The organism is Sphingobium nicotianae, from assembly GCF_018603885.1.
Classification (GTDB): domain Bacteria; phylum Pseudomonadota; class Alphaproteobacteria; order Sphingomonadales; family Sphingomonadaceae; genus Sphingobium; species Sphingobium nicotianae.
Map to the genome: position 1 here is coordinate 151,678 of NZ_JAHGAW010000005.1, position 26,058 is coordinate 177,735.

At 66.3% G+C, this 26,058-nt stretch carries 22 protein-coding genes and 1 pseudogene; 6 read left to right on the forward strand and 17 right to left on the reverse strand.

Features of this window, described 5'->3' with window-relative positions:
- The first annotated feature begins 71 nt into the window (after nt 1–71).
- From KK488_RS08780 to KK488_RS08795, 4 genes are all read left to right on the forward strand, one after another.
- Nucleotides 72–1,502 (forward strand): NAD-dependent succinate-semialdehyde dehydrogenase, encoded by a 1,431-nt coding sequence (locus tag KK488_RS08780; RefSeq protein ID WP_214622790.1) that lies wholly within the window; start codon nt 72–74, stop codon nt 1,500–1,502.
- 99 nt (nt 1,503–1,601) lie between these two features.
- A complete protein-coding gene (locus tag KK488_RS08785; protein ID WP_214622791.1) occupies nt 1,602–2,654 on the forward strand; it encodes an amidohydrolase family protein in 1,053 nt (350 codons plus the stop codon).
- An 11-nt stretch (nt 2,655–2,665) separates the two neighbouring features.
- Entirely contained in the window at nt 2,666–4,297 is a 1,632-nt protein-coding gene (locus KK488_RS08790; protein ID WP_349356867.1) for an MFS transporter, read from the forward strand.
- A 132-nt stretch (nt 4,298–4,429) separates the two neighbouring features.
- Nucleotides 4,430–6,091, forward strand: coding sequence for a GMC family oxidoreductase (locus tag KK488_RS08795; protein WP_214622792.1), 1,662 nt, complete (start codon nt 4,430–4,432; stop codon nt 6,089–6,091).
- A gap of 78 nt (nt 6,092–6,169) precedes the next feature.
- Here KK488_RS08795 and KK488_RS08800 read toward each other — a convergent pair whose 3' ends face one another.
- From KK488_RS08800 to KK488_RS08825, 6 genes and pseudogenes are all read right to left on the reverse strand, one after another.
- Entirely contained in the window at nt 6,170–6,565 is a 396-nt protein-coding gene (locus tag KK488_RS08800) for a RidA family protein (protein ID WP_214622793.1), read from the reverse strand.
- Nucleotides 6,565–7,646: pseudogene (locus KK488_RS08805) on the reverse strand (alanine racemase). The gene KK488_RS08800 and the pseudogene KK488_RS08805 overlap by 1 nt, the downstream one beginning before the upstream one ends.
- Nucleotides 7,647–7,769: 123 nt before the next feature.
- Nucleotides 7,770–8,768: an LLM class flavin-dependent oxidoreductase gene (locus KK488_RS08810; RefSeq protein WP_214622794.1), complete on the reverse strand. Its 999-nt coding sequence runs from the start codon at nt 8,766–8,768 to the stop codon at nt 7,770–7,772.
- A gap of 70 nt (nt 8,769–8,838) precedes the next feature.
- Nucleotides 8,839–9,300: a DUF3237 domain-containing protein gene (locus KK488_RS08815; RefSeq protein WP_214622795.1), complete on the reverse strand. Its 462-nt coding sequence runs from the start codon at nt 9,298–9,300 to the stop codon at nt 8,839–8,841.
- 12 nt (nt 9,301–9,312) lie between these two features.
- Complete coding sequence (locus tag KK488_RS08820; RefSeq protein ID WP_214622796.1) at nt 9,313–10,509, reverse strand: serine hydrolase domain-containing protein; 1,197 nt, start codon at nt 10,507–10,509, stop codon at nt 9,313–9,315.
- A 216-nt stretch (nt 10,510–10,725) separates the two neighbouring features.
- Nucleotides 10,726–12,195 (reverse strand): lignostilbene-alpha,beta-dioxygenase, encoded by a 1,470-nt coding sequence (locus tag KK488_RS08825; protein WP_214622797.1) that lies wholly within the window; start codon nt 12,193–12,195, stop codon nt 10,726–10,728.
- A 184-nt stretch (nt 12,196–12,379) separates the two neighbouring features.
- On the opposite strand from KK488_RS08825, the gene KK488_RS08830 reads away from it, so the two are divergent.
- Nucleotides 12,380–12,814: a Saro_0803 family transcriptional regulator gene (locus tag KK488_RS08830; RefSeq protein ID WP_250890202.1), complete on the forward strand. Its 435-nt coding sequence runs from the start codon at nt 12,380–12,382 to the stop codon at nt 12,812–12,814.
- 44 nt (nt 12,815–12,858) lie between these two features.
- A complete protein-coding gene (locus KK488_RS08835) occupies nt 12,859–14,196 on the forward strand; it encodes an MFS transporter (RefSeq protein WP_214622798.1) in 1,338 nt (445 codons plus the stop codon).
- A gap of 152 nt (nt 14,197–14,348) precedes the next feature.
- On the opposite strand, the gene KK488_RS08840 is transcribed toward KK488_RS08835, so the two are convergent.
- The 11 genes from KK488_RS08840 to KK488_RS08890 form a co-directional block, all read right to left on the reverse strand.
- Entirely contained in the window at nt 14,349–15,536 is a 1,188-nt protein-coding gene (locus tag KK488_RS08840) for an amidohydrolase family protein (protein ID WP_214622799.1), read from the reverse strand.
- A gap of 196 nt (nt 15,537–15,732) precedes the next feature.
- On the reverse strand, nt 15,733–16,524 hold the full coding sequence (gene fdhD / locus KK488_RS08845) for a formate dehydrogenase accessory sulfurtransferase FdhD (protein ID WP_214622800.1): 792 nt from the start codon (nt 16,522–16,524) through the stop codon (nt 15,733–15,735).
- 12 nt (nt 16,525–16,536) lie between these two features.
- Nucleotides 16,537–16,767 (reverse strand): formate dehydrogenase subunit delta, encoded by a 231-nt coding sequence (locus KK488_RS08850; protein ID WP_214622801.1) that lies wholly within the window; start codon nt 16,765–16,767, stop codon nt 16,537–16,539.
- Between the two features lie 3 nt (nt 16,768–16,770).
- Nucleotides 16,771–19,626: a formate dehydrogenase subunit alpha gene (gene fdhF / locus KK488_RS08855; protein ID WP_214622802.1), complete on the reverse strand. Its 2,856-nt coding sequence runs from the start codon at nt 19,624–19,626 to the stop codon at nt 16,771–16,773.
- Nucleotides 19,616–20,182 (reverse strand): molybdenum cofactor guanylyltransferase, encoded by a 567-nt coding sequence (gene mobA / locus KK488_RS08860; RefSeq protein WP_214622803.1) that lies wholly within the window; start codon nt 20,180–20,182, stop codon nt 19,616–19,618. Before mobA ends, fdhF begins: the two co-directional genes overlap by 11 nt.
- Nucleotides 20,179–21,717, reverse strand: coding sequence for an NADH-ubiquinone oxidoreductase-F iron-sulfur binding region domain-containing protein (locus KK488_RS08865; protein WP_214622804.1), 1,539 nt, complete (start codon nt 21,715–21,717; stop codon nt 20,179–20,181). Before KK488_RS08865 ends, mobA begins: the two co-directional genes overlap by 4 nt.
- Complete coding sequence (locus KK488_RS08870) at nt 21,717–22,151, reverse strand: NAD(P)H-dependent oxidoreductase subunit E (protein WP_214622805.1); 435 nt, start codon at nt 22,149–22,151, stop codon at nt 21,717–21,719. The genes KK488_RS08865 and KK488_RS08870 overlap by 1 nt, the downstream gene beginning before the upstream one ends.
- Before the next feature lie 139 nt (nt 22,152–22,290).
- Nucleotides 22,291–22,770 (reverse strand): Hpt domain-containing protein, encoded by a 480-nt coding sequence (locus KK488_RS08875; protein ID WP_214622806.1) that lies wholly within the window; start codon nt 22,768–22,770, stop codon nt 22,291–22,293.
- Between the two features lie 171 nt (nt 22,771–22,941).
- On the reverse strand, nt 22,942–23,154 hold the full coding sequence (locus KK488_RS08880; RefSeq protein ID WP_214622807.1) for a sulfurtransferase TusA family protein: 213 nt from the start codon (nt 23,152–23,154) through the stop codon (nt 22,942–22,944).
- 4 nt (nt 23,155–23,158) lie between these two features.
- Nucleotides 23,159–24,538 (reverse strand): ribosome biogenesis GTPase Der, encoded by a 1,380-nt coding sequence (gene der / locus KK488_RS08885; protein WP_214622808.1) that lies wholly within the window; start codon nt 24,536–24,538, stop codon nt 23,159–23,161.
- A gap of 163 nt (nt 24,539–24,701) precedes the next feature.
- On the reverse strand, nt 24,702–26,027 hold the full coding sequence (locus tag KK488_RS08890) for a PQQ-like beta-propeller repeat protein (RefSeq protein ID WP_250890203.1): 1,326 nt from the start codon (nt 26,025–26,027) through the stop codon (nt 24,702–24,704).
- Nucleotides 26,028–26,058: the final 31 nt, after the last annotated feature.

Sequence of the window (26,058 nt, forward strand, 5' to 3'; positions counted from 1 at the left end):
GAAATCCGGGCCGGCAGCCGATCAGTCTGCCGGTCCGGCTTCCTGCATTTCGACTTTCGGAGAGGACCGACATGACGAGCTATCCGGCGCTGCACATGATGATTGACGGTGAGGCCGTCGGCGGCGGCAGCCGCCGTACCCAGGCGATCGTCAATCCCGCCACCGGCGAAACGCTCGGCCACCTGCCGATGGCCGACACGGCCGATCTCGACCGCGCCCTGGAGACCGCGCAGCGTGGCTTCGTGCGCTGGCGGAATTCGACGCCGCAGGAGCGCGCCGCCGTGCTCTCCGGCGCCGCGCGCCTGCTGATCGAGCGGCAGGAGGATCTGGCCCGCATCGCGACGATGGAGCAGGGCAAGACTCTCGCGGAGAGTCGCATCGAAGTGATGATGGTCGCGGGCCTGTTCAATTTCTACGCAGGCGAGGTGTTCCGCCTCTATGGCCGCGCGCTGGTGCGCCCGGCGGGCATGCGCTCGACGGTGACCTATGAGCCGGTCGGCCCGGTCGCGGCGTTCAGCCCCTGGAACTTCCCGCTCGGCAATCCCGGTCGCAAGCTCGGCGCGCCGATCGCGGCGGGCTGCTCTGTGATCATGAAGTCGGCCGAAGAGACGCCGGCTTCCGCGCTCGGCGTGCTGCAATGCCTCTATGACGCCGGCCTGCCCAAGGAGGTCGCCCAGGCCGTGTTCGGCGTGCCGGACGAGGTCTCGCGCTATCTGCTGGCCTCGCCGATCATCCGCAAGCTGAGCTTCACCGGATCGACCGTGGTCGGCAAGCATCTCGCCAAGCTGGCGGCCGACGACCTCAAGCGCACGACCATGGAGCTGGGCGGCCACGGCCCGGTGCTGGTGTTCGACGATGTTGACGTCGATCATGTGCTGAACGTGATGGTCGGCCACAAATATCGCAATGCCGGTCAGGTCTGTGTCTCGCCGACGCGGTTCATCGTGCAGGAAGACGTGTTCGAGAAGTTCCGGGACGGCTTCGCAGAGCGGGCCAAGGCGCTCAAGGTCGGCAATGGTCTGCACGACGGCATCCAGATGGGGCCGATGGCCAATCCGCGCCGTCCCGACGCGATGGAACGCATGATCGGCGGCGCGGTGAAGGCGGGCGCCAGGCTGCATGCCGGCGGCGAGCGGCTGGGTAACCAGGGCTATTATTATGCGCCCTCGGTGCTGAGCGAAGTGCCGCTCGATGCGGAGATCATGAACGAGGAGCCGTTCGGCCCGGTTGCGCTGATCAATCCCTTCGCCAAGGCGGAGGACATGTTCGCGGAAGCCAATCGCCTGCCTTATGGCCTTGCCGCCTATAGCTGGACCAACGACGTCAAGATGCAGCGCCGCATCGCGCGCGAGGTCGAGACCGGCATGCTGGGCATCAACAGCGTCGCCATCGGCGGGGCGGATTCGCCCTTCGGCGGCGTCAAATGGTCCGGCCACGGGCATGAGGATGGCAGCGAGGGCGTGCAGGCCTGCCTCGTCACGAAGGTCGTACACGAGGCTTGAACATTCTCCGTCACCCCAGCGTAAGCTGGGGTCTCTGGCGGCAACAGACCCCAGCTTACGCTGGGGTGACGAATGAATCAGGGTTTGGGAGAGAGAAACGTGACCCACGAACTGAAGACCGGCGGCGACCGGGGCTATCTGCGCATCGCGACGGAAGAGGCCTTCGCCACCCAGGCACAACTCGACGCCTATCTGCGCCTCGTGCGCGAGGGCAGGGCGGACAAGGCGACGACCTCGCTCTGGGGCTTTTACGGCACCTCGCCGTCGGAGCGGACCCGGTTCATCCGCGACCGCCTGCTGGACCTGGACACGCTTCGCCTGCAGGCGATGGACGAGACCGGCATCGACGTCGCCATTCTCTCGATGACCTCGCCGGGCGGTCAGGTGTTCGAGGCGGACGAGGCCAAGGCACTGGTGAGCGACGCCAACGACCAGCTCAAGGCCGCCTGCGAGCGCCATCCGACGCGCTACGTCGGCATGGTCTCGATCGTGCCGCAGGACGCGGCCTGGTCGGTCGCCGAGATCGCGCGCGGCAAGAGCGAGCTCGGCTTCAAGGGCGTGATGGTCAACAGCCACACCAAGGGCCATTATCTCGACGAGGAGCAGTTCGACCCGATCCTGCGCGCCTGCGTCGACAATGACCTGCCGCTCTACATCCATCCGCAATCGCCGCCGGACGCGATGATCGCCGGCATGGTCGAGGCGGGGCTGGACGGCGCGCTGTTCGGCTTCGGCGTCGAGACCGGCTATCATCTGCTGCGTATCCTGACCTCGGGTGTGTTCGATCGCTATCCGGGCCTGACCGTGTGCGTCGGCCATGGCGGCGAGGCGATCCCCTACTGGCTGTTCCGCGTGAATTATATGCACCAGGCCAGCGTCCGCTCGCAGCGCTACCCGCGCCTCAAGCCGCTGCAGCACGACATGTTCCATTACATGCGCAACAATGTCTGCGTGACCACCAGCGGCATGGCTTGCGAGCTGGCGATCAAGCTGTGCATCGACCAGCTCGGCGAGGACCGCGTCATGTATGCGATGGACTATCCCTATGAGTTCGTGGCGGACGAGGTGCGCACGCACGACAATCTCGACATATCGCCCGCGACCAAGAAGAAGCTGATGCAGACCAACGCCGAGCGGGTCTTCAAGCTGTGAGCGGTGACCCGGTGGCGCGCCCCGCTGCCACCGGCAGCTCTCTTGCCCCAAGCGTCACCGGCACCGCCTGGTACGCGCTGGCGCTGGTGTCGCTCAGCAACGCCATGTCGCTGCTGGATCGCAATATCCTCGCGATCCTGGCGCCGCACATCAAGGCGGACCTCAACATCGGCGATGCGGAGATGGGGCTGCTCTACGGCACCGTCTTCGCGCTGTTCTACGCATTGTTCTCGCTGCCGCTCGGGCGCCTGTCCGACGGCTGGTTGCGCAATCGTATCCTGTCGATGTCGATCCTGTTCTGGTCGCTGGCGAGCGCACTGGCGGCCTTTGCCAATGGCTTTGCGATCCTCATCGTCTCGCGCCTCGGCGTCGGCATCGGCGAGGGCGCGACATCGCCGGCGGGCACCTCGCTGCTGTTCGACTATTTCCCCAAGCAACGGCGCGGCCTCGTCATGGGTGCGATCGCGGCGGCCATCGCGGTGGGCCTCGGCGGATCGAACGTGATCGGCGGCCTCGCGGCGCAATATTGGGACGCGCGCTATGCGGCTGGCGGTGCGCCGTTCGGCCTGCATGGCTGGCAGTTCGCCTTCCTCGTCGCCTCGGCGCCCGGCGTGTTGCTCGCGGTCCTGCTGTGGTTCCTCAGGGAGCCGAAGCGCGGGGCCATGGATGGCATCGAGACACCGCGCGATCCGGCGCCGTTCCGTGCCAGCTTCGCCCTGCTCGGATCGGTGACGCCCGGCGTCAATTTCCTGACTCTCGCTGCGCGTGGTGCGACCGGCCGCAACTGGGCGGCGAGCTTCGGCTTCATCGTCGCGGTGGTTGTCGTGATGGGCGTGATGGTCCAGCTGACCTCCACCTTCTCGCCGCGCCCCAGCCTCGAATTCGGCGGCGTGTCGGTGAACCCTCATCTGCTGCAGTGGGGCGTCATGGGCTTCGGCGCGGTGGTGATCTTCAACCTGCTGCAGGGCCTCTCGCTCACAGACCGGTCGACCTTCGCACTGATCGTCCGCTCGCCTTCAATGCTGATCGCCATGGCCGTCGGCGCGCTGCAGACGGTGATCAACTATGGCATCATGGGCTTCACGCCGAGCTTCATCATGAAGATCTATGGCGAATCCCAGACGGCGACCGCGGTCAAGTTCGGCACGCTGTCGCTCGTCATCGGCGTGATCGGACCGCTCATCGCCGGTCCGCTCTCGGACTGGTTCGATCGCACCATGCCCGGCCGTGGTCGGGTGTGGCTCACGCTCTTCGCGCTCGGCGTCTCGCCGTTCGTGGGCATCTGGACCTATCTCGCTGAGGATGCCGGCAGCTTCTACACGCGCTTCATCCTCTACAGCGTCATCCTGACCTGCTGGATCCCGCCGCTCTATGCATTGATGTATGGCCTGGTGCTGCCGCGCATGCGGGGCATTGCGGCGAGCACCTATCTGATCGTCTCGACCATCTTCGGCGTCGGCATCGGTCCCTATCAGGTCGGCATCGTCTCGGACGCGACGGGTGGCGATCTGCGCATCGCGATCCTCAGCACAAACTGGGTCGCGGTGCCGATCGTGATCCTGCTGCTGATCCTCGCCATGCGGGTGCGCAGGGATGAGGCGATGATGCTGGAGCGGGCCCGGGCGGCCGGCGAACCGGTGTAGGAAAAGCGCCGTCCGGCGCGTCGCGCCGATCGTTTGTTGACTTTGTTCGAAATGCCGCCTTGTATCGGCGGGAACGAGTCATAAGCCGCGCGCACGGGTCGTGTCGGAGCGGCGAGGAGGGAAGACAAGATAATGGCTGATGAAATCACCGTCGATTATGTGATCGTGGGCGCGGGCAGCGCGGGCTGCGTGCTCGCGAACCGCCTCTCGGCGGATCGCCACACCGAGGTGGTCGTGCTGGAAGCCGGCGGTGACGATCGCCCGACGCGCGAACTCGGCCAGTTCTGGTCGAACATGATGATCCACATCCCGATCGGCTTCGGCAAGACGCTCAACGATCCCAAGGTCAACTGGCTCTACGAGACCGAGGTGGATCAGGGTTCGGGCGGTCGTCCGCACAAATGGCCCAAGGGCAAGGTGCTCGGCGGCTCGTCGTCGCTGAACGGCCTGCTCTATGTGCGCGGCCAGTCCGCCGACTATGACGGCTGGCGCCAGATGGGCAATGAAGGCTGGGCGTGGGACGACGTGCTGCCGCTGTTCAAGAAGAGCGAGGACCAGCAGCGCGGCGCGATCCCGGCGCATGGCGTGGGTGGCGAGCTTGGCGTCTCCGATTTCCCCGAGCACCATCCGGTCAGCAAGGCACTCATCGACGCCTGCGTCGAGGCGGGCATCGCCTACAAGGACGATCTCAACGACGGCGATCAGGAAGGATCGAGCTGGTTCCAGATGACCGCCCGCAACGGCAAGCGCTGCTCGGCGGCGGTCGCCTTCCTGCATCCGGTCATGGGGCGTCCGAACCTCACCGTCGAATTGCGCGCGATGACGACGCGCATCCTCTTCGAGGGCAAGCGTGCGGTGGGCGTGGAGTTTAGGCAGCACGACCGTATCCGCGTCGTGAAGGTGCGCAAGGAAGTCATCCTCGCCGCCGGTGCCGTCGAGAGTCCGAAGCTGCTGGAGATCAGCGGCGTCGGGCAGGGCAGCCTGCTCCAGTCGCTCGGCGTGAGCATCGTGCATGAGCTGCCCGGCGTCGGCGAGAATATGCAGGATCACTACATGATCGGCTGTCAGGCGCGGTTGAAGCCGGGCACGCCCTCGGTCAACTCGATGGCGAGCGGGCTTCCGCTGGTCGGCCAGGTGCTGAAATATGGCTTCACCCGCAAGGGCCTGCTGTCCTACGCCGTCGCGCATGGCTGCGCCTTCGTGCGCTCGCGCGAGGGTCTGGAGACACCGGACATCCAGATCCACACCATGGCGGCCTCGATGGACCTGGAAGTGCTCAATGCCAAGCAGCAGCTAGCGCTGGAGAAAGAGCCGGGTCTGGCATCCAACCCGTGCCAGGTTCGCCCGGAATCGCGTGGCAATATCCACGCGCGCTCGCCTGACGGTCTGGTCGCGCCGAAGATCGTGCCCAACTATCTCGATGACAAGATCGACCAGCAGATGGCCGTCACGCAGCTCAAGCTGATCCGCAAGATCTGGCAGCAGCCGGCCGTCGCCAAATATCTGGAGTCGCCGACCGATCCGTTCGGCGAGACCGATGACCAGATGTTCTTCTATGCGCAAGTCGCCGGCGGCACGCTGTATCATGCGGTCGGCACCTGCCGGATGGGCAGCGATGCCAAGGCTGTGGTCGATGCGCGCCTGCGCGTCCACGGTATCGAGGGCTTGCGCGTGGTCGACGCCTCGATCATGCCCAAGATCGTCTCGGGCAACACCAATGCCGCCTCGATCATGATCGGCGAGAAGGGCTCGCAGATGATCCTCGAGGATGCGAAGGAACTCGCGCCGGCTTGACCTGACGGAAGTTGGGCAGGCGCTCCCTGTCCAACTTTTCAAAGCCTCCCGTTCGTGTCGAGCGCAGGATCGGCGCGGTTACACGGCGATCAGCCCCACCGCATCGACCTCGACGAGATAGCCGTGATGCAGCTCCGGCACCGGTACGACCGTCCGCGCTGGCTTCGCGTCGCCCATCATCTCCGCATAGACGGCGTTGAAGCGCGGCCAGTTCTCGATGCCGACGATATAGGCCGTGACTTTGAGCAGATGGCGCGGATCGCCGCCCGCCGCTTTCAGGATGGCGAGCAGGTTGCCGATCGCCTGCCGCGCCTGGTCCTCGAACGAGGCATCGGTCCGGTGGACGCGGTCCGCGCCGATCGGCAATTGGCCGGCGATATAGACCGTGCCGTTGCCGACGATCGCTTGCGAATAATGGCCAGCGGGCTGCGGCGCATCCACCGTCGAGATGATCCTGATGGGGTCGTCGCTCATCACCAGCCTCCAAAGCGCGGCCACTCGGCCTCGATCACGTCGCCCGTGCCGCGCACCACATGATAGCGGTCATGCTGCGCGCCGGTCGCGCAGGCATGATTGGGCAGGATGCGGACCCTCGCACCGACGGGCAGTTCGGGTAGCACAGCGTTCGAACCGGGCCGCACGGCGATGATGCCATGCTCCTGATTGGCGTCGATGACGATCAGATCGTCATAGGGATTGCCGGCCGCGTCGCAGACCAGCCCGTAGCCCTGGTCGACCGCCTGCGCTTTGGTGCCGCGATCGCGCGACATGGCCATCCAGCCCGCATCGACCAGGATCCAGCCCTTGTCGCGCTGATGGCCAATGACGCTGGCGAGCACCGAGATGGCGATGTCGTCGATGGCCTGCGTGCCGATCCCGGCGATCACCAGATCGGAGAAGACGAAGACGCCGGCGCGCACCTCGGTCACGCCGTCGAGCGTCTGCGCGGCGTGGGCGGTGGGCGTCGAGCCGACGCTGACCACGGGGCAGGGGAAGCCGGCCTCGCGCAGCACCGTGGCGGCATCGACGACGGCGCGGCGCTCCTGCTCGGCGAAGGCGCGCAGGGCCGCCTCGCCGCGCACGCCATAGCTGCCGCCCGCATGGGTGAGGACGCCGCGCAGTTCCGCGCCTTCGGTCAGAGCGGCGCCGATGGCCAGCAGTCGCTCGGCGTCGCTCGGCGCGGCGCCCGCGCGGTGCCCGTCCGAATCGATCTCGATCAGAGCCGGGATCGCCAGGCCCGCCGCGCGCGAGGCTTCCGCCACGAACCTTGCCTGCTCGACCGAGTCCAGAATGACCGCGAGGTCCACGCCCTGCGCGCGCATGGCAAGCACGGTCGGCAGCTTGTCCGGCGTGATGCCGACCGCATAGATGATGTCGCGCACGCCGGCATCCGCGAAGAGCCGGGCTTCCTTGAGCGTCGAGACGGTCGCCGGACCGGCCGGGCTCTCCATCATCGCCTGGCGACGGGGATCGACTTGGCGGTCTTGAGATGAGGACGGGCGGTGACGCCGAGCCTGGCGAGATGTGCCCGAAGCCGCGCGATGTTGCGCTCCATCCGCGCCGCATCGAGGATCAGGCAGGGCGTTGCGAGATCAGTCAGGGTCGTCGGTTCGCTCATGCGTGCCCCTCGTTGTTGCGTCGCAGCATAGTAGCTGGACGGTCGGGGAGGGCAATAGTTTCAGGCGTCGACTTCGAGGCTGGCGAAAGCCTCCGCGATCAACGCGACCGATCGTTTGCGGGCGTCGAAATCATAGGCCGGGCTGTGGACGATCACTTCGTCGACCCCCGTGCGCTTGATGAATTGGCGAATGCTGCGCGCCACCTCCTCGACCGTGCCGAAGGCGCTGCATTGCAGGGCCTGGCTCAGCGTGGCGGCAACGTTCATCGGCAGGCGTTCGAGATAATTCTCGACCGGCCTGGGGAGCTTGCCGGGGCGGCCGGTGCGCAGCGCCACGAAATTCTGCATGATCGAGCTGGCGATGAACACCGCTTCCTCGCTCGTGTCGGCGGCGACGGCGCTCATCGCGGCCGCGCAATACGGGGCTGACAGCCATGCCGACGGTTTGAAGTCGCGGCGGTATATCTCCAGCGCTTCGTCGAGCAGGTCGGGCGCGAAGTGGGACGCGAAGGCATAGGGCATGCCGAAGGCGGCGGCGAGCTGGGCGCCATAGAGGCTGGAGCCCAGGATCCACATCTCGATGTCTGCACCCCGGCCCGGCACCGCGACCAGGCCGAGGTCCGGCTCGCCGGTGAAATGCGCGCGCAACTCGACCACGCCGCGCGGAAATTCCTCCGCCTCGTGCCGCTGATCGTGGCGCAGTGCCTGGGCGAGGCGGCCATCCGCACCTGGCGCGCGGCCGAGGCCGAGATCGACCCGACCCGGGAACAGTGCGTCGAGCGTGCCGAACTGCTCGGCGATGATGAAAGGCGAGTGATTGGGCAGCATGATGCCGCCCGATCCGACGCGGATATGGTTCGTGGCCCGGCCGGCTTCGGCGATGATGAGCGCGGTCGCGGCGGCGGCGACGCCCACCATGCCGTGATGCTCGGCGATCCAATAACGATGAAAGCCCAGCGCCTCGACGTGCGCGGCCATCGGGCCGACCCGTCGGATCGCGTCGCCGCTGGTTTCACCATCGATGACATTGACGAGGTCGAGGAAGGAGAGCTTGGTCATGATGTGAAGATGGGCTGTTGCGTAGCGTTTCGCAACCAGCTCAGCGCACTTCCTCTTCGGAGGACGGCGCTCACGTCACCCGCCAGACCCAGAGCTTGATGCCGGCCGCATAGCGCGCGCCCGAGCAGACGAAGATGCTGCGGTTCATCCATTCGTAGCGTCCATTGGGCGCGATGAACTCCGGCACCGTGCGGAAATAATAGTCGGCCGGGTCGACCGCCTCGCCTGCCGCGAGCCGGGCCATGACTTCCGGGGGGCCATGCCGCAGGCCGCGATTGCGGATCTGGATGACGACATCGTCGTCGGTGCGGATCGCGTAGAGGGCGTCCGCGACAGTTACGCCGTCGTGGCGGGTGAGCTGCCAGTCCGAGGCATTGCCGATCAGGCTGCCCCGGATCAACGGCCCTTCGACCCGTCCGCCGGTCCGGATCGGGATGATCCGCCGGCTGCCGTCCATCGTCTCACCGATCGGGATGGGCGGATCGAGCGCGCCCTCCGCCTCATAGACGAATTCGAGGCCGGGTTGAATCATGGCGCGCTCCTGTCAGCGTTGGGCAGTGATCGCCCTGAAATAGCGGATCGTTTCGGCATTGACCTGCGGCGGCACGTCCGGCGGATGATAGCTGAGCTTGACGATCACCGTGCGGGTCGCGGGATGGACGTAGATCATCTGCCCGGCAAGGCCAACCGCGGCGAAGGCCCCTGGCTCGTCATCGACCTGCCAGAATTGCAGGCCGTAGCCGGGTCGGGCGTCGACGCCGGTCGGGAGCATGGTGGTTGCCTGGCGCATCCAGCTTGCCGGCACGATCTGGACCTTGCCGCGCTTTCCCCCGGCGAGCATCAGCATGCCGAGGCGACCGAAATCGCGCAGCGTCGCATTATAGCCCATGCCGGAGAGCTCGCGGCCGACGCCGGCGGGGCCGTCCGCGATCCAGTAGCCGTCGGCCTCGGCGCCGAGTGGACCCCAGAGATTGGCCTGCATGAAGGCGGCAAGCGGCTGCTTCGTCGCCCGCTCGAGCGCCCAGCCGAGCACGGCGGTGTCGATCGTCGCATAATTGAAGTGCGTGCCCTGCTCCCATTTGTGGCCGATCGTCCGCGCCGAATCGGCGAAGCGCACCTTGTTCAGCACGATGGCATTCTCGTGATTGATCGCGGCCGGGCTCGGATGGGCGCCGAAATCATAGCGCTCCTCATAGTCCACGCCCGATCGCATCTGCAGGATGTGGCGCAGCGTGACGCCGTCATAGCCGCCGCCCTTGAGCTCCGGCACGTAGGCGGTGACCGGATCGTCGATCGACCTGATCATGCCCTTGTCGAGCGCGATGCCGAGCAGCATCGAAGTGATCGACTTGGCCATGGAGAAGCTGATGAAGCGCGTGCTTGCGTCCGAGCGGTTGCGATAATCCTCGAACAGGATCTTGCCGTCGCGGATGACCAGCAGGGCATTGGTGTAGCTATGCTCGGCCCAGGCGTCATAGCCGGGGGGCATGGTGAAGCCGGTGGCGCGGGGCAGTTGCCAGACCGGCCCGGCGCGCCTGACCGGGCGGGTATCGAACATGCGGGCATTGTCGCGGAACGTGAAGCTGTTGATGGCCGGATTGAGCCATTCCCGCCGCATGGCGATGACGGCGGGAGAGGGGGAGGTGGTGCTGGGGGCTGGCGTGGCGGGCTGGGCCGGCACTGGCGAGCCCTGTGCCGCCAGCAATGCCATCGGCAAGGTCAAACGTGCGATCCGGCGCATCTCTCTCTCCTCGTGTTCGGGGAGGCGCTCTGTCGGCTCCTCTCCCCTTGTGGGAGAGGATAGTGCAGCTTGCTGACGATGTTGGCTAGGGGAAGTTGGCTAGGGGAAGTTGGGGAGGGGAATGGACGCGAGGTAGCACCCCCCTCCAGCTTCGCCTCACGAGCACGCTCGCAAGGCCGGGTATCCTCTCCCGCAAGGGGAGAGGCGTGTGCATGGCTACGCTGCCAGCCCGATTTCCTCGGCATTCGCCCAGTTGCCGTGCAGGCCGAAGCGCAGCGCGAAGGGAATGTGGACCGTGGCGACCGGACCCTTCTCGATCTTGAGCGCTTCGAAGATCAGCAGGTCACTCTTATGCTCGTCGAGCCGGTTGCAGACCTGGACAATCCAGCCGTCGCCCTCGGGCGCATCCTTGCTGCGCGGAATGAAGGCCGGCTCCTGCAGCGAGCTTGTCGGGCCGCACCACCAGTGCTGCTCCTTCTTGGTTTCGTGATCGATCAGGAACAGGCAATTCATCAGGAAGCCGCCCGCCGAGCCGCCCTTGAGCTCCACCGGCCGCTTCATGTCCATTTCCAGCATCCAGCCGTAGCGATAGGGCAGGCCGGTCATGCGATCGTCGATGCGCGGGAATTCGCCGGCCGTCTCGGTGAGGCGGGTGACGCTCTCGAAGGCATCGGAATTGGAGGCCATGTCGACGGTCCAGCGGGTGAGCTTGCTCATCGCCTGCTGGGGATTGAAGGGCGCACCGTGCACGTCCGGGAAGAAGGGGAACATATTGTTCTCCGCCTCGGGCACGTCGATGCTGACCTTGGTTCCGTCCTGGAAGGCGTTCATGACATGGCTGGCGAAGCAATTGTCGCGCTTGAACCAGCGAATATCCTCCGCCTTCACGTCGTCGCGGCGCGGAATGATGCCGAGATAGACGGGCAAAGTGGTGTCGAAGCCGAAATGGGGCAGGCCCTTCTCGAGTCGCTCCCAGCTGCCGATCGACGGCACGATGTGGAGGACGAGATAGTCCTGCGTCACGCCGAAGTCGTGCATCATGCAGTAATAGGGCACCTTGAACCAGACTTCGCGGATGAGATCGCCTTGCGGGCTGACCTCATAATAGCAGACATCGTCGGTGCAGAGACCCGAGGCGGCATAGCCGATCGCGATCATGTTGCCCGTCGCGGGGTCGATCTTGGGATGCGCCGTGAAGGTCTGGCCGGTCATCTTGCCGCCGAACTTCTCGAAGCCGATCGTCTCCATCGTGTCCGGCTCCATGACCAGCGCCGGGCTGTCCTCCTTCATCGCCCAGAGCTTGCCGGCATGGATGAAGGCATTGGTGTTGGCGGTAGAGCGAATCTGGCCCTTGACCGACTCGTCGTCGGTCAGCGGGTTGCGATAGGCGCCGAACAGGCCCTTGTTGGCGGCATTCTCCAGCTTCCACTTGTCGGTCTTGGCCCAGCGCTGGCGGATGTCGCACTGGCCGTCGTGGATGTGGAAGCGGGTGATCATCCCGTCGCCGTTGAAGCTGATGTCGTCACCCAGCCGCGGGGGGAATTGCGGATCCGGCTGGACGCGGAAGAAAGCGCCGTTCAGTTCCGGCGGGATCGTACCCTCATTCGCGAGATTGGGGATGTCGCACTCGATCCGTGACGGGGTGTTGAAGCCGGTGAAGGCCGGTGTATCCGGAAAATGTACCATGGCTTGCTCCTCTCGCTCAGATTTGTATGCTATGCTTACGAAATCGGCAAAGTCTTTGCGCTAGATCAATCGGGGAGGCAATCGGTCCTTGGCGGAACGGGATTTGGAAGCGACGGAAAGGCAGCGTTCAGGGCATTCGGCAAACGTCGATTGCGCGAGCGACGCGGAGACGCGCGCGAGCGCGATGACCGGGGACGAGGCCGATCTTGGCGCCATCGACGACATCATCGGCTTTCACATCCGCCTCGCCCATGGCGCGACCTACCGGCATTTCACCGAGACCTTCTCCGAGCTCGGCCTCACCCAGAAGATGGTCTCGGTGCTGTGGCTGATCGACGATCATCCGCACATCGCCCAAGCCGACATCGGCCGACGGCTGCAGATGGACCGTGCCACGACCATGGCGATCATCAACCGGCTGGAAGCCCGCTCGCTGCTCGTGCGCGGCGCATCCACGCTCGACCGGCGCCGGCAGACGCTGACCCTGACCGCGACGGGCCACGAAGCGCTGATCGAGGCGCGGCGCTGCATCGACGAGCATGAGCAATGGGTGCGCTCGCGCTTTACCAAGCGCGAAGCGACGTTGCTCATCGAGCTGTTGCGCCGTATTCACGAATAGGGACGGCGCTCCGCAGAAGCGCGCCAGCAGGAGGGGACAAAGACATGGTCGCGAACGACCCACGGCAGATCATCAACGACAATCCCATGTCCGCACGGCAGTGGATCGTCGTCGTCCTCATGATCTTCCTGAACGCGCTCGACGGGTTCGACGTGCTCTCCAGCGCCTTCGCGGCGCCGGGCATCACCAAGGAATGGGGCATTCCGCGCTCGCAGCTTGGCATCGTGCTCTCGGCGGAGCTGATCGGCATGGGCTTCGGCTCGATCCTGCTCGGCAGCCTCGCCGACAAGATCGGCCGCAAGCTCGACATGATCATCTGCCTCGTGGTGATGGCGATCGGCATGTACATGGCCCATGCCGCCACCGGCGTGACCGAATTGACGCTCTGGCGCCTGATCACCGGCCTTGGCATCGGCGGCATGCTCGCGGCGACCAACGCGGTGACCGCCGAGGTCTCCAGCACCGCCTCGCGCAGCCTGGCCATGTCGCTCTACGTGATCGGCTACCCGCTTGGCGGCGTGATCGGAGGCTTCGCGGCGCAGGGCTGGCTGCTGGTCGAGTATGACTGGCGTGCCGTGTTCCTGTTCGGCGCCGTCGTGACCGCCGTGATGATCCCGCTTGTCATGCTGCTGGTGCCGGAGACGCCGGCCTTCTTCGCCGCGCGCCGGCCCGAAGGGGCGGTCGCCAAGATCAACAAATCCCTTCGCGCTTTCGGCAAGCCGCAGATCAGCGACTTGCCGCCGGTTCCGGAGCAGGCGGCCAAGCCCAGGGTGACGGACATTCTCTCGAACCCGAGGCTGCGGCCGACCACGCTGCTGCTGGCGTTCGGCTACATGTTCCACACGCTGACCTTCTACTACATCCTCAAGTTCGCCGTGCAGATCGTCGCCGATACCGGCTTCAGCCAGCCGCTGGCGGCGAGCGTGCTGACCTATGCCAACATCGGTGGCGCGGTCGGCGGCGCGCTGTTCGGCTTCCTGCTCAAGAAGTGGGACATCAAGGTGCCGACGATCGTGATGTGCATCCTGGGCGTTCTTGCCGTCGCATGGTTCGGCCTGGGCCACGACACGCTCGGGCATTGGCGCCTGGCGGGCTTCTTCACCATGTTCTTCCTGAACGCCGCGATCGTGGGCTATTACGCCGCCTTCGCGCGCGGCTTCCCGGCCTATGCGCGCGCGACCGGCACCGGCTTCGTGCTCGGCGTCGGCCGCGCCGGCGCGGCGGGATCGCCGATCATCGCGGGCTTTCTGTTCGATGCGCTGGGCAAGGATCAGCTGCTCGCGGTGTCGCTGATCATGTGCGCCGGCGCGCTGATCGGCGCGGTGCTGGTCTGGCTGGTGCCGCTGCACGATGCTGACGAGGTGGTCGCGGGCCGGGCTTAGCTAGGCTGGGTCGGGCCGGTCGCTGGAGACTGCGCTGTCGGGTGTAACCGGCATGTGCTCCTGCGAAGGCAGGAGCCTAGGGCATAGCGGCGTTCCCTATCGCCCTGGGCTCCTGCCTTCGCAGGAGCACCGGTTCAGCTTACAGGGTAAGCTCAGGCAGCGCGCGCGGCGATCTTTCCGTCCAGGATCGTCGCAGCCGGGAAGAATTTGCACGTGGCGGGCCGCTTTTTGCCCGCCGTGTCGACCAGCTCGAACTGGCCCTGCCGCAGCTCCAGCACCGCGACATCGGCCGGTGCGCCCGGCGCCAGCGTGCCCCGCCCCTTGAAGAACGTGAAACTACGCGCGGCATTGATCGTCGCCATCGCCACCACCTGATCGAGCGGCACGCCGAGCGCGAGGACGTTCGACATGATCGTCGGCATGTTGACGACGCCGGTCCTGTCGCCCGCGATCGTCCAGTCGGTCGAGACGGTATCGGGCAGGAAGCCCTGGCGGGCTGCCTGCTCGGCAACCTCCCAAAGCACATGCCCATGCGTGCCATGTCCCCAGTCGAAGCGCACGCAGCGTTTGCGGGCGGCGATCGCCTCTGGGATGACCCTGCCGTCGTCGCCGATGATCGCATGCGGCGGCGGAGCATACATGTGCGTCACGATGTCGCCTGGCTTCAGCAGATCGAGTAACTGCCCGAGGGGCGAGAAGGTGCCGCCGATATGGATCATCACGGGCAGGCCGAAGGCGCTGGCGGCCTGCTGTGCACGGCGCAGCACATCCAGGTCATGATCGCCGGCGATCGATCGGGAGAGCCGGGCCTTGACGCCGACGATCACATCGCGATGCGCTGCGATGGCCGCGCGCGCGGCCGCCGCGTCGGCAAGGCTGAGGTCCATCGTCTCACCCGCCGTCGTCATCACGCCCTTGCGACCGATATTGAGCAGGAAGGCGGCTTTCTGGGGCGCGGCGCGCACGGCGGCGATGCCCTGGTCCACCGTCTCGGCGCCTTCCCAACCAGCCTCGATCCAGCCGGTCACGCCCTCCGCGAGCATGAGACCGGCGCTGGCCGGGTCGACGCTCGCGTGGGTGTGAATGTCGATCAGGCCGGGTGTGACGAGCTTGCCGGTCGCATCGAGGATCTGTGCCGCGCCCGGATCGATGGTCTTGCCCATCGCCGCGATTTTTCCTCCGGCGATGGCGACGTCGAGCATCGCGTCGATCCCGCGCGCGGGATCGATCACCCGGCCGCCCTTGATGACGAGGTCATAGCGGGGTGCCGCCGCCCAGCCGTGTGATGTGAGCGCGGCCGCCCCGGCCATCGCGATGAACGTGCGGCGTGCGATCGGCATGGCATTCTCCCGTTTTTCAGGGGCCGATCCTGTCGGAACGAGTGCGTCGTTGCTTGCATGATGCGGAAGAAGCGCAATCCCATGGCATATCGTCATTCCCGCGAACGCGGGAATCCCGGGGCGTTCTCAGTACCCGGTTGCGTGGAAACTGGATTCCCGCGTTCGCGGGAATGACGGTGAGGCAGGGCGATCCGGTCTACGCCGTCACCCGCAGCACTTCGTCGGGCCGCGCCAGCGCAAACAGGCTGAGCCCCGCCGCCTGCGCGCGCGCCGCCGCCATGCTCGTCGGCACGGAGATGGTGACCAAGGTCGTCGCGCCGGCGCGGACCGCCTTCTCGACGATCTCGTAGCTGCACCGGGCGGTGGAGAGGAGGAAGCCACCACCGAGCGGCTGGCCGGCGCGGGCCATGGCGCCGATCAGCTTGTCGAGCGCATTGTGGCGGCCGACATCCTCGCGCACGGCGATGATGCCGCCATCGGGCGCGACATAGGCGGCCGCGTGCATGCCGCCGGTGGCCCGGTTTCCGGGCTGGCGATCGCGCAAACCCTCCAGCGCGCGGAAGATGGCAGCCGGCTCGATCGGTGAATGCGGTGCGACCGGGGGCAGGGGCTTGGCGATCACTTCGAGATTGTCGATGCCGCACAGGCCGCAGCTTGATTCCGCGACGCGGGTGCGCACGCGCTCTTCCAGCTTCTCCAGCGCCAGTGAGGTGATCGTCGCACGGGCGATCCAGCCCAGATCGGTTTCCGCGATGTCGATGCCGGTCACATCCTCGACGCGCGACGCGAGGCCCTCGGTCAGGGCGAAACCGGTGATGAAATCCTCAAGATCGGACGGCGACGCCATCATCACGGCGTAGGAAAGGCCGTTATATTCGAGCGCGACCGGGATTTCCGGCGCGAACGGCCGGTCGACCGGGCGGGCGGTGCCATCCGGTCTCAGGGCTGTGAGCGTTGCGGACGGTGCGACTGAGGGCGCGGTGGCCATCAGGCCCGGCTGTTACCAGGCCGAGGCGGGATGCGCCGCCACATAGGCCTCGACGTTCACCATCGCTTCGGCCGCGATGGGTGTGAGTCCGGAGCGGTCTCCATCAAGCATGGTCTTCTTCATGCGCGGATCCCAGAACTTGTTGATATGGGTCGCGGCTTCCTTGACGGCGACGTCATGGCCCTGCGGCTCGAAGGCGCGCGCGATCTGGTTCGCCATATAGGTGAGGCGGTCGATTTCCATCGCTTATTCCGCAGCCTCCGCCTCGATATGGCCGGCGATGCGGCGCGAGCGGCGGGCCTGCTCCTCATACTCCTCCTGCCAGTCGGTCGGGCCGTTGGAAGGCGAGATCTGTACCGCCGTCACCTTGTATTCGGGGCAATTGGTCGCCCAGTCCGAATATTCGGTGGTGATGACGTTGGCCTGCGTCGCGGGGTGGTGGAAGGTCGTATAGACGACACCCGGCGCCACGCGATCGGTCACCTGCACGCGCAGCGTCGTCTCGCCGGCGCGGCTGGCGAGGCGCGCCCAGTCGCCATCCTTGAGGCCGCGATCCTCGGCATCGACCGGATGCATCTCCAGCAGATCCTCGGGGTGCCAGACGGTGTTGCCGGTGCGGCGGGTCTGCGCGCCGACATTATACTGGCTGAGGATGCGGCCGGTGGTGAGCAGCAGCGGGAAGCGCGGGCCGGTCTTCTCGTCGGTCGGCACATAGTCGGTGACGACGAACCGGCCCTTGCCGCGCACGAAGCCATCGACGTGCATGATTGGCGCGCCGTCCGGGAACTTCTCGTTGACCGGCCATTGCAGCGAGCCTTCGCGCTCCAGCCGCTCCCACGACACGCCGGTGAAGGTCGGCGTCAGACGGGCGATCTCGTCGAGGATCTGGCTGGGATGCGTATAGGTCCAGCCGAGGCCCATGGCATTCGCCATGAGCTGGGTGATCTCCCAGTCGGCATAGCCATTGGCCGGCTCCATCACCTTGCGGACCGGCTGGATGCGCCGCTCGGCATTGGTGAAGGTGCCGTCCTTCTCGAGGAAGGTCGAGCCGGGCAGGAAGATATGCGCATAATTGGCGGTCTCGTTCAGGAACAGGTCGTGGACGATGACGCATTCCATGGCCTTGAGGCCGGCGGCGACATGATGGGTATTGGGATCGGACTGGAGGATGTCCTCGCCCTGGATGTAGATGGCGCGGAACGAGCCGTCGACGGCGGCGTCCAGCATGTTGGGGATGCGCAGGCCCGGTTCGGGGTCGAGCGTGACGCCCCAGTCATCCTCGAACTGCTTGCGCACGCTCGCATCGCCGATGTGGCGATAGCCGGAGAGCTCGTGCGGGAAGCTGCCCATGTCGCAGGACCCTTGGACATTGTTCTGGCCGCGCAGCGGGTTCACGCCGACCCCGCGGCGGCCGATATTGCCGGTCGCCATCGCGAGGTTGGCAATGGCGAGCACGGTCGAGCTGCCTTGGCTATGCTCGGTGACGCCGAGGCCATAATAGATGGCGCCATTGCCGCCGGTCGCGAACAGGCGCGCGGCGCCGCGAATATCCTCGGCCTTGACGCGGGTGACGGGCTCCAGGAATTCGGGCGAGTTCTGCGGCTGGGAGACGAAGTCGGCCCAGGTCTGATATTCGTCCCAGTCGCAGCGCGCCTTGATGAAGGCTTCGGCGGCGAGGCCCTCGGTGACGATGACATGGGCGAGCGCGGTCAGCACGGCGACATTGGTGCCGGGCTGCAGCGGCAGATGATAATCCGCCTCGATGTGGGGGGAGTGCACCATGTCGATCCGGCGCGGATCGATGACGATCAGCTTCGCGCCCTGGCGGATGCGGCGCTTCATGCGGCTGGCGAAGACGGGGTGGCCATCGGTCGGGTTGGCGCCGATGATCAGGATGACGTCGCTGTCCATGACACTGTCGAAATCCTGCGTGCCGGCCGAGGTGCCGAACGCCGTCGAGAGGCCGAAGCCGGTCGGCGAGTGGCAGACGCGCGCGCAGGTGTCGACATTGTTGGCGCCGAAGCCGGCGCGGACGAGCTTCTGGACGAGGAAGCTCTCCTCGTTGGTGCAGCGCGAGGAGGTGATGCCGCCGAGCGCGCGGGCGCCGTGCGTATCCTTGATGCGCGTCAGCTCCGAGGCGGTATAGGCGATCGCCTCGTCCCAGCTGACTTCCTGCCAGGGATCGTCGATCGACTTGCGGATCATCGGGTTGAGGATGCGGTCCTTGTGGTTGGCATAACCCCACGCGAAGCGGCCCTTGACGCAGCTATGGCCGCGATTGGCCTTGCCGTCCTTCCAGGGGACCATGCGGACGAGCTGCTCGCCGCGCATCTCCGCACGGAAGGTGCAGCCAACGCCGCAATAGGCGCAGGTGGTGACGACGGCCCGCTCGGGCTTGCCGATCTCCACCATGGTCTTTTCCTGGAGCGTTGCCGTCGGGCAGGCCTGCACGCAGGCGCCGCACGAGACGCATTCGGACGAGAGGAAATCGTCGCTGGCGAGGCCCGCCGAGACCTTGGAGGCGAAACCGCGCCCCTCGATGGTCAGCGCCAGCGTGCCCTGCACCTCGTCGCAGGCGCGCACGCAGCGCGAGCAGGCGATGCACTTGGAGGGGTCGAAGTCGAAATAGGGGTTCGACGTGTCGGTCGCCAGGCCCATATGATTGTCGCCATTATAGCCGTAGCGCACCTCGCGCAGGCCCACGGCGGCGGCATTGTCCTGCAGCTCGCAATCATTGTTGTCCGAGCAGGTCAGGCAGTCGAGCGGGTGATCGGAGATGTAGAGTTCCATCACGCCCTTGCGCAGCTTCTGGATGCGCGGGGTCTGCGTGTGGACGTTCATGCCCTGCGCGACCGGGGTGGTGCAGCTCGCCGGCGTGCCGCGCGCGCCGTCGATCTCGACGATGCACAGGCGGCAGGAGCCGAAGCTCTTGACGCTGTCCGTGGCGCACAGCTTGGGGATGTTGCCGCCCGCCTCGGCGGCGGCGCGCATCACGCTGGTGCCCTCGGGTACCGTGATCGAGCGGCCGTCGATGGTCAGCGTGACCAGCTTCTCGGCGGTCGAGGCGGGCGTGCCGAAATCGGCTTGCGGTTCATATCCCATGGCGTTCAACTCGCTCCAGGTCAGCAGCAGTGTTTATATTAGCAGGTGCGCGCGGCAATTGCACGGCGCGCGCGGAAATCCGGGCCGCAAAGCCCTTGATGGAGTGTTTTTCTTCCGATTCAAGGATCGCCAGCGCATCGGCTGCGGCATAAGCGGGCCAAAGTCCGACGACCGGAAGGCTCTCCACATAAGCGGGGTAGGGGAAGAGCCGCCCGGTGAGGTCGCCCGGCAGGTCGAAGGCGTCGCAAGGCACGGTCAGCACCGCGGAATAGCCACGCGCCTGGGCCTCCAGGAGCGCCGCCGCGATGCCGGCGAGCGGGCCGAGGCCGGGCGCCGGCTGATCGGGCACGCCGGGGAGGCCCGGATGCTCGCGGCCGACGACGATCATCTCAGCGCATTGTGGGGCGAGCGTCTCGATCACCTGATCGATCAGTGTACGGCCGTGGAGCGTGGCGAGCGCCTTGTCGCTGCCGAAGCGCGTCGACTTGCCGCCAGCGATCACGGCGCCGAGAATGACGGCGCGATCGATGCCGAGCAGGCCGGCGCAGCAGCTCATTCCGCCGGTTCCGGAACCTGGGTCACGCCAAAATCGGCGGGCCAGTGCTTGAGCGCGCTCATCACCGGATAGGGAGTGAAACCGCCGAGCGCACAGAGCGAGCCGAACTTCATCGTCTCGCACAGATCCTCCAGCAGGACGATCTCGTCCTCCAGGCTGCGCTGGTCGTGCGGCGCGTTGTGCATCTGCGGCAGCGTCTCGACCGTGTCGCGGCCACGCGGGGCGCGCTCCAGGATGCGGTCGATCAGCTCCACGCCGCGCGTCGAGCCGATGCGGCAGGGCGTGCACTTGCCGCAACTCTCCACCGCGCAGAATTCCATGGCGAAGCGCGCCATGCCCGCCATGTCGGCGGTGTCGTCGAATACGGTGATGCCGCCATGGCCGATCAGCGCGTCGACGGCCGCATAAGCCTCATAGTCGAACGGAATGTCGAACTGGTCAGGATGCAGATAGGCGCCGAGCGGGCCGCCGACCTGCACGCTCTTGACGGGCCGGCCGCTCGCCGTGCCGCCGCCAATCTCGTTGACGAGCTGGCCGAGCGTGATGCCGAACGCGGTCTCATAGAGACCGCCATGCTTGATGTTGCCGGCGAGCTGGATCGGCATCGTCCCGCGCGAGCGGCCCATGCCGCAATCGGCATAGGCCTGGGCGCCCTCGGACAGAATGTAGGGCACGGCCGCCAGGCTCAGCACATTGTTGACGATCGTCGGGCGGCCGAACAGGCCGACCAGTGCCGGGATCGGCGGCTTGGCGCGCACTTCGCCGCGCTTGCCTTCCAGGCTGTTGAGCAGCGAGGTCTCCTCGCCGCAGACATAGGCGCCGGCGCCCGCGCGCACTTCCAGCACGAAAGGATGGACGAGGTGCGCGCTCTTGCGGATCGCTTCCTGCAGCTTGGCGATCGCGTGCGGATATTCCGAGCGGCAGTAGATATAACCGCGCGTCGCCCCGACCGCGAAGCCGGCGATCGCCATGCCCTCGATGAGCATGTATGGATCGCCCTCCATGACCATGCGGTCGGCGAAGGTGGCGCTGTCGCCCTCATCGGCATTGCAGACGATATATTTCTGGTCGGCCTTGGCGCCCGCCACGGTCTTCCACTTGATGCCGGTCGGGAAACCGGCGCCGCCGCGGCCGCGAAGCCCGGACTGCACCACTTCCTCGACGGTCGCTTCCGGGCCAATCTCGCGAGCGCGCGCCAGGCCCTTCCAGCCGCCGGTCGCCGCATAATCATCGAGGCTGGTCGGCCGCGTCTTGCCGGCGCGCGCGAAGGTCAGGCGCTGCTGGCTGGCGATGAAGGGATGGTCGGCGATGGTGCCGATGCCGAGCGGCGAGCTGCCGTCGACGATCGCGGCAACATCGGCGGGCGTGGCGCGGCCGAAACCCTTGCCGTCGATCTCGACGAGCGGCTCCAGCCACTGCATGCCCCAGCTCGACGTGCGCTCGACGATGTGACCGGCCCTTTCGAAGGCGGCGGCCACGTCATCGGCACCGCAGGCCAGCGCCAGCGCGTCATCGGAAATACGAACGGTTGCCATCACACCATCTCCTTGATGATCGAGGCGAGCTTGGCGTCGTCCAGATAGGCGTAAAGCTTCTTGCCGACCATCGCATTGGGACCGACGCTGCACAGGCCGAGGCAATAAACGGTCTCTATCTCGACCCGGTCGCCCGCCGTCGCTTGCGCATGCGCCACCAGCGCCTCGACGCCGCGCGACTTGCAGGATTCGGCGCGGCACAGCTTGAGCACCGGCTTGTCGGCCTTCTGCGCCTTGAAGTCGTGATAGAAGCTGACGACGCCATGGACTTCCGCGCGGCTGAGGTTCAGCGCGGCGGCGATCTGCCGCTTGGCTTCTTCCTCGATGCAGCCAAATTCTTCCTGAATATCATGCAGGATCGGCAGCAAAGGACCTTCGCGGTCGCCATGGCTCGCGATGATCTCATCCAGCCGTGCGGCCTTGTCATCAGCCATGTGCGTCCGTCTCCAGGGTCGTTCGATCGTTTAAAATTCGTTTGTGTTACTGCACATTTTTTGCGCGAGACGCAAGGGCAAAGCGACGCTGCTGCGCCGGTTCCGGCACAGGCATGATGTGCTTCCGCAGGTGTTGCGTTCAGCCGGTGCGGCGGCCGAAGGTGCGGGGACCGGCGGTGAAAGCGGCCGGGCGCGGGGCCGTCGTGGCGGGCGCGCGCGGCGCCACAGCCTGATATTGGGGCATGGAAGCGGGAGGCGCGGCGTCTCCCAGCAGTTGCAGCGTTTCGACGAAGCAGCCGCGCAGCATCGCGATCTCGCCAGCGACTTCGTCCGGTTCGACATGCTGCTCGACGCAGCGGCGCGCGGTCGTCTCGATCACCTCGGCAATGTCGCCCAGGCGACGCGCGCCGAACTGGCGCGACTCGCCCTTGAGGGTGTGCGCGGGGATGACCATGGCGGCGGCGTTGCGATCGTTCAGCGCTTCTTCGAGCTGGCTGATCGACTTGACGCCGTCTTCGCGGAAATAGCCGATAATCCGCGCCAGTCCCGTGCCCAGCAAGGCGCGAGCCTGGGCCAGTTCGGCCTCGTTCACGAGCGGGATCGAATAATAATAGGACATGGCACCTGGCCTCGAATTCAAAAAAGGACTCTCCAGAGCGGGAGTATCCGCCAGCTCCCGTAAAAACAGGCTTAACACGCTGACGATTCGTTGCTTTTCGCTCTTTGCACACATCGAACGGAGTGAATGCGAAGAGAAGGGGCAAGTGGAAGCGGAAAAAGGAACAAGCATTCAGGACCGGCGCAAGTGAAACTCTGCATACCCGTCGGCCTCCCGCACCTCGATCTCCCAGCCACTGGCCTTGGCCAGCGCCGGGACATCGATCAGCGCGACGGGGTCGTCGGCGAGGAGCAGGATGGCGCCATGCTCGCGCATCGCCCGCGCGGCGCGCAGCACCGGCCAGGGGCATTTCAGGCCGCGCGTGTCGACGCGGTGTGGAGGCACGCCCTCAGTTCTTCTTCTTGTCGAAGGGATTGGCCGCGCTGCGCAGGTTCATGCGGATCGGCACGCCCGAGAAGTCCAGCTCCCGCCGGATGCCGTTCACCAGATAGCGGCTGTAGCTCTCCGGCAGCTGATCGAGCCGGGTGCCGAAGATGACAAAGGTCGGCGGGCGGATGCGCGCCTGGGTGATGTAACGCAGCTTGATGCGCTTGCCGCCGGGTGCCGGCGGGGGATTGGCTTCCAGCGCGCTGTCGAACCAGCGGTTGAGCATGCTGGTGGGCACCCGCTGTGACCAGCGCGCGCGGGTGTCGAACGCGGCCTGCAGCAGATCGTCGATGCCCTTGCCGGTGGCGCCGGAAATGGTGAGCAACGGCACGCCGCGCAGCTGTGCCAGCCCCTCGTCGAGCGCTGCCCGCACGCCCTGGTAGAGCGAGGAGCCATTTTCCGAAACATCCCATTTGTTCAGGGCGATGATGAGCGCGCGGCCTTCCTGGATCACCCTGTCGGCAATGCGCAGATCCTGGGCCTCGAGTCCCAGCGTCGCATCGAGCAGCAGCACGACCACCTCGGCGAAATCGATCGCGTGGAGCGCGTCGGCGACGGAGAGCTTCTCCAGCTTCTCCTGCACCTTGGCGCGCTTGCGCATGCCCGCGGTGTCGATGAGGCGGACCGGGCGCTCGCGACCCTCCCGGTCCCGCCAGGTCCAGTCGACCGCGATGCTGTCGCGCGTGATGCCCGCTTCCGGCCCGGTGATCAGCCGGTCCTCGCCCAATATCTTGTTGATCAGCGTCGACTTGCCGGCGTTCGGCCGACCGACGATGGCGAGCTTGAGTGGCGCATTGTCGTCGGCTTCCTCGTCTTCGTCGAGTGCCGGAGCATCCTCCTCCTCGTCGCGCTCGACATGCGGGCGGATCGCCTCGAACAGGTCGGCGAGGCCCTGGCCATGCTCGGCGGAGAAGGCGACGGGCTCGTCGAAGCCGAGCGAATAGGCTTCCATGAGACCGGCATCCGCGGCCGAACCTTCCGCCTTGTTGGCGAGCAGCACGACCGGCGTCTTGCTGGCGCGCAGCCAGCGGGCGATATGCTCGTCGAGCGGCGTCACGCCAGCGCGCGCGTCGATCATGAACAGGGCGACCGATGCGCCGGCGACGGCCGCTTCGGTCTGCATGCGCATCCGGCCGGGCAGGGTCTGAGCGTCATCTTCCTCGAAGCCTGCCGTGTCGACGATGCGGAACTTGAGGCCGAGCAATTCGGCATCGGCTTCCCGTCGGTCGCGGGTCACCCCGGGCTGGTCGTCGACCAGCGCCAGCCGCTTGCCGACCAGCCGGTTGAACAGCGTCGACTTGCCGACATTGGGCCGGCCGATGATGGCGACGACTGGGAGCATGAATGGAACGGCCTTTGAAAAATAGACGGTGCTCCTGCGAAGGCAGGAGCCTAGGGCGGACCAGTTCGTCGGTTGCGCCCTAGGCTCCTGCCTTCGCAGGAGCACATGCTGTTATCACGAGGACCGCGCGGAGACCAAATTTCGCGCGTATCGTCAAGTGCGCTCACCGATAGGCGATTATGCGCCCTTCGTCGGTCAGCAGGTAAAGCATCTTGTCGGCGACGATCGGCGGCAGCGACACGCCCTGGCCGACTTCGCGCTCGGACAAGGTCTTGCCGGTCGCGGGATCGGCGAAAACGAGCGCGCCCTCGGTCGAGACGAGGACCAGCTTGCCGCCCGCGAGGATGGGGCCGTGCCAGCGGATCGCGCCGGTCTTCTTCTTGGGCTTTTTCCAGGCCGGCAGCTCGCTGATCCAGCGCACTTTGCCAGTCGCGCGCGTGATGCAGAAGAGGCGGGCCTTGTCGGTGACGACGAATACCCAGTCGCCGACCACCAGCGGTGTCGCCACCCCGCCGATGTTGAGCTCCCACAGGCGCTGTCCGCTGAGCAGTTCATAAGAGGCCATGCGGCCGCCTTCGCCGATCGCGAACACGCGGCCGCGGTCGATCACCGGATCGGCGTCGATGTCGGTGAGCGTCGAAACCGAGGTCGAGATGCTGGTCTTGCTGAGCGCGTCGCCCCACAGCACGCGGCCATTCTCGTAGCGATAGGCGGTGAGCTCGCCCGAGCTGTAGCCGGCAAGCACCGAGCCCTGGCCGGCCGAGGGCGCCGCGACGCCGAACACGCCGGTCGGCTCGAGCGTGCCGCCATCGGTCCACAGCGTCGCGCCGTCGGTCTCGTTGAGCGCGAAGAGCTGGTTGTCCTGGCTCATCACATAGACGTTGCCGTTGGAGAGCGAGGGCGATCCGCGCAGCGGGCCGCCGGGCCGCACCTTCCACATCACCTTGCCGTCCGCCACGTTGAGCGCGGCGACGTCGCCGATGCCGCTCGTCGCATAGACGCGGTCGCCCTCGACGCTGACGCCACCGCCGAACTCGACCTTGCCGTTGTCGTCCTTGGACTTGATGCTGCTGGCCCACAGGCGTTGGCCGGTCTTGGCGTCGAAGGCGGAGACGGTGGCGTCGGTGCCGATCGCATAGAGCTTGCCGGCCTGGACGACGGGTGGCGAGGCGAGGCGCATCCGCGAGGTGCCGCCCTGGATGTTGGCCCGCCACACTTCCTGCGTGCCCGCGCCGAGCGCGGCATGGCCGAACGCCTTGGAGGCGTTGCCGCCCGATTGCTCCCAGTCCGCATTGTCGACCGGCTCGGGCACGGTGACCGGGATCGTCGAGATGGAATCGTCCGCCGAGACGACCTCGGCACCGCTCAGGATGGAGGTGCGCTGGCCGCTGACGGGCGTCTTGGGCCCGCCCTTCTTGCCGCCGATCCCGCCGCAGCCGGTCACGAGGAGGGCCATGGGCAGGATCATCCAGCCGCCACGAATTGTCATGCGAACCCTCACCTTGTCATTGTTCTTCATA

Coding starts and splice junctions, on each gene's coding strand:
- KK488_RS08795 (WP_214622792.1), top strand. CDS start 4,430: ATGGCTGATGAAATCACCGTCGATTATGTGATCGTGGGCGCGGGCAGC.
- KK488_RS08865 (WP_214622804.1), bottom strand. CDS start 21,717: ATGGCAACCGTTCGTATTTCCGATGACGCGCTGGCGCTGGCCTGCGGT.
- KK488_RS08780 (WP_214622790.1), top strand. CDS start 72: ATGACGAGCTATCCGGCGCTGCACATGATGATTGACGGTGAGGCCGTC.
- KK488_RS08800 (WP_214622793.1), bottom strand. CDS start 6,565: ATGAGCGACGACCCCATCAGGATCATCTCGACGGTGGATGCGCCGCAG.
- KK488_RS08830 (WP_250890202.1), top strand. CDS start 12,380: ATGACCGGGGACGAGGCCGATCTTGGCGCCATCGACGACATCATCGGC.
- KK488_RS08820 (WP_214622796.1), bottom strand. CDS start 10,509: ATGCGCCGGATCGCACGTTTGACCTTGCCGATGGCATTGCTGGCGGCA.
- KK488_RS08815 (WP_214622795.1), bottom strand. CDS start 9,300: ATGATTCAACCCGGCCTCGAATTCGTCTATGAGGCGGAGGGCGCGCTC.
- fdhD (WP_214622800.1), bottom strand. CDS start 16,524: ATGGCCACCGCGCCCTCAGTCGCACCGTCCGCAACGCTCACAGCCCTG.
- KK488_RS08875 (WP_214622806.1), bottom strand. CDS start 22,770: ATGTCCTATTATTATTCGATCCCGCTCGTGAACGAGGCCGAACTGGCC.
- fdhF (WP_214622802.1), bottom strand. CDS start 19,626: ATGGGATATGAACCGCAAGCCGATTTCGGCACGCCCGCCTCGACCGCC.
- KK488_RS08835 (WP_214622798.1), top strand. CDS start 12,859: ATGGTCGCGAACGACCCACGGCAGATCATCAACGACAATCCCATGTCC.
- der (WP_214622808.1), bottom strand. CDS start 24,538: ATGCTCCCAGTCGTCGCCATCATCGGCCGGCCCAATGTCGGCAAGTCG.
- KK488_RS08870 (WP_214622805.1), bottom strand. CDS start 22,151: ATGGCTGATGACAAGGCCGCACGGCTGGATGAGATCATCGCGAGCCAT.
- mobA (WP_214622803.1), bottom strand. CDS start 20,182: ATGAGCTGCTGCGCCGGCCTGCTCGGCATCGATCGCGCCGTCATTCTC.
- KK488_RS08850 (WP_214622801.1), bottom strand. CDS start 16,767: ATGGAAATCGACCGCCTCACCTATATGGCGAACCAGATCGCGCGCGCC.
- KK488_RS08810 (WP_214622794.1), bottom strand. CDS start 8,768: ATGACCAAGCTCTCCTTCCTCGACCTCGTCAATGTCATCGATGGTGAA.
- KK488_RS08840 (WP_214622799.1), bottom strand. CDS start 15,536: ATGCCGATCGCACGCCGCACGTTCATCGCGATGGCCGGGGCGGCCGCG.
- KK488_RS08825 (WP_214622797.1), bottom strand. CDS start 12,195: ATGGTACATTTTCCGGATACACCGGCCTTCACCGGCTTCAACACCCCG.
- KK488_RS08890 (WP_250890203.1), bottom strand. CDS start 26,027: ATGACAATTCGTGGCGGCTGGATGATCCTGCCCATGGCCCTCCTCGTG.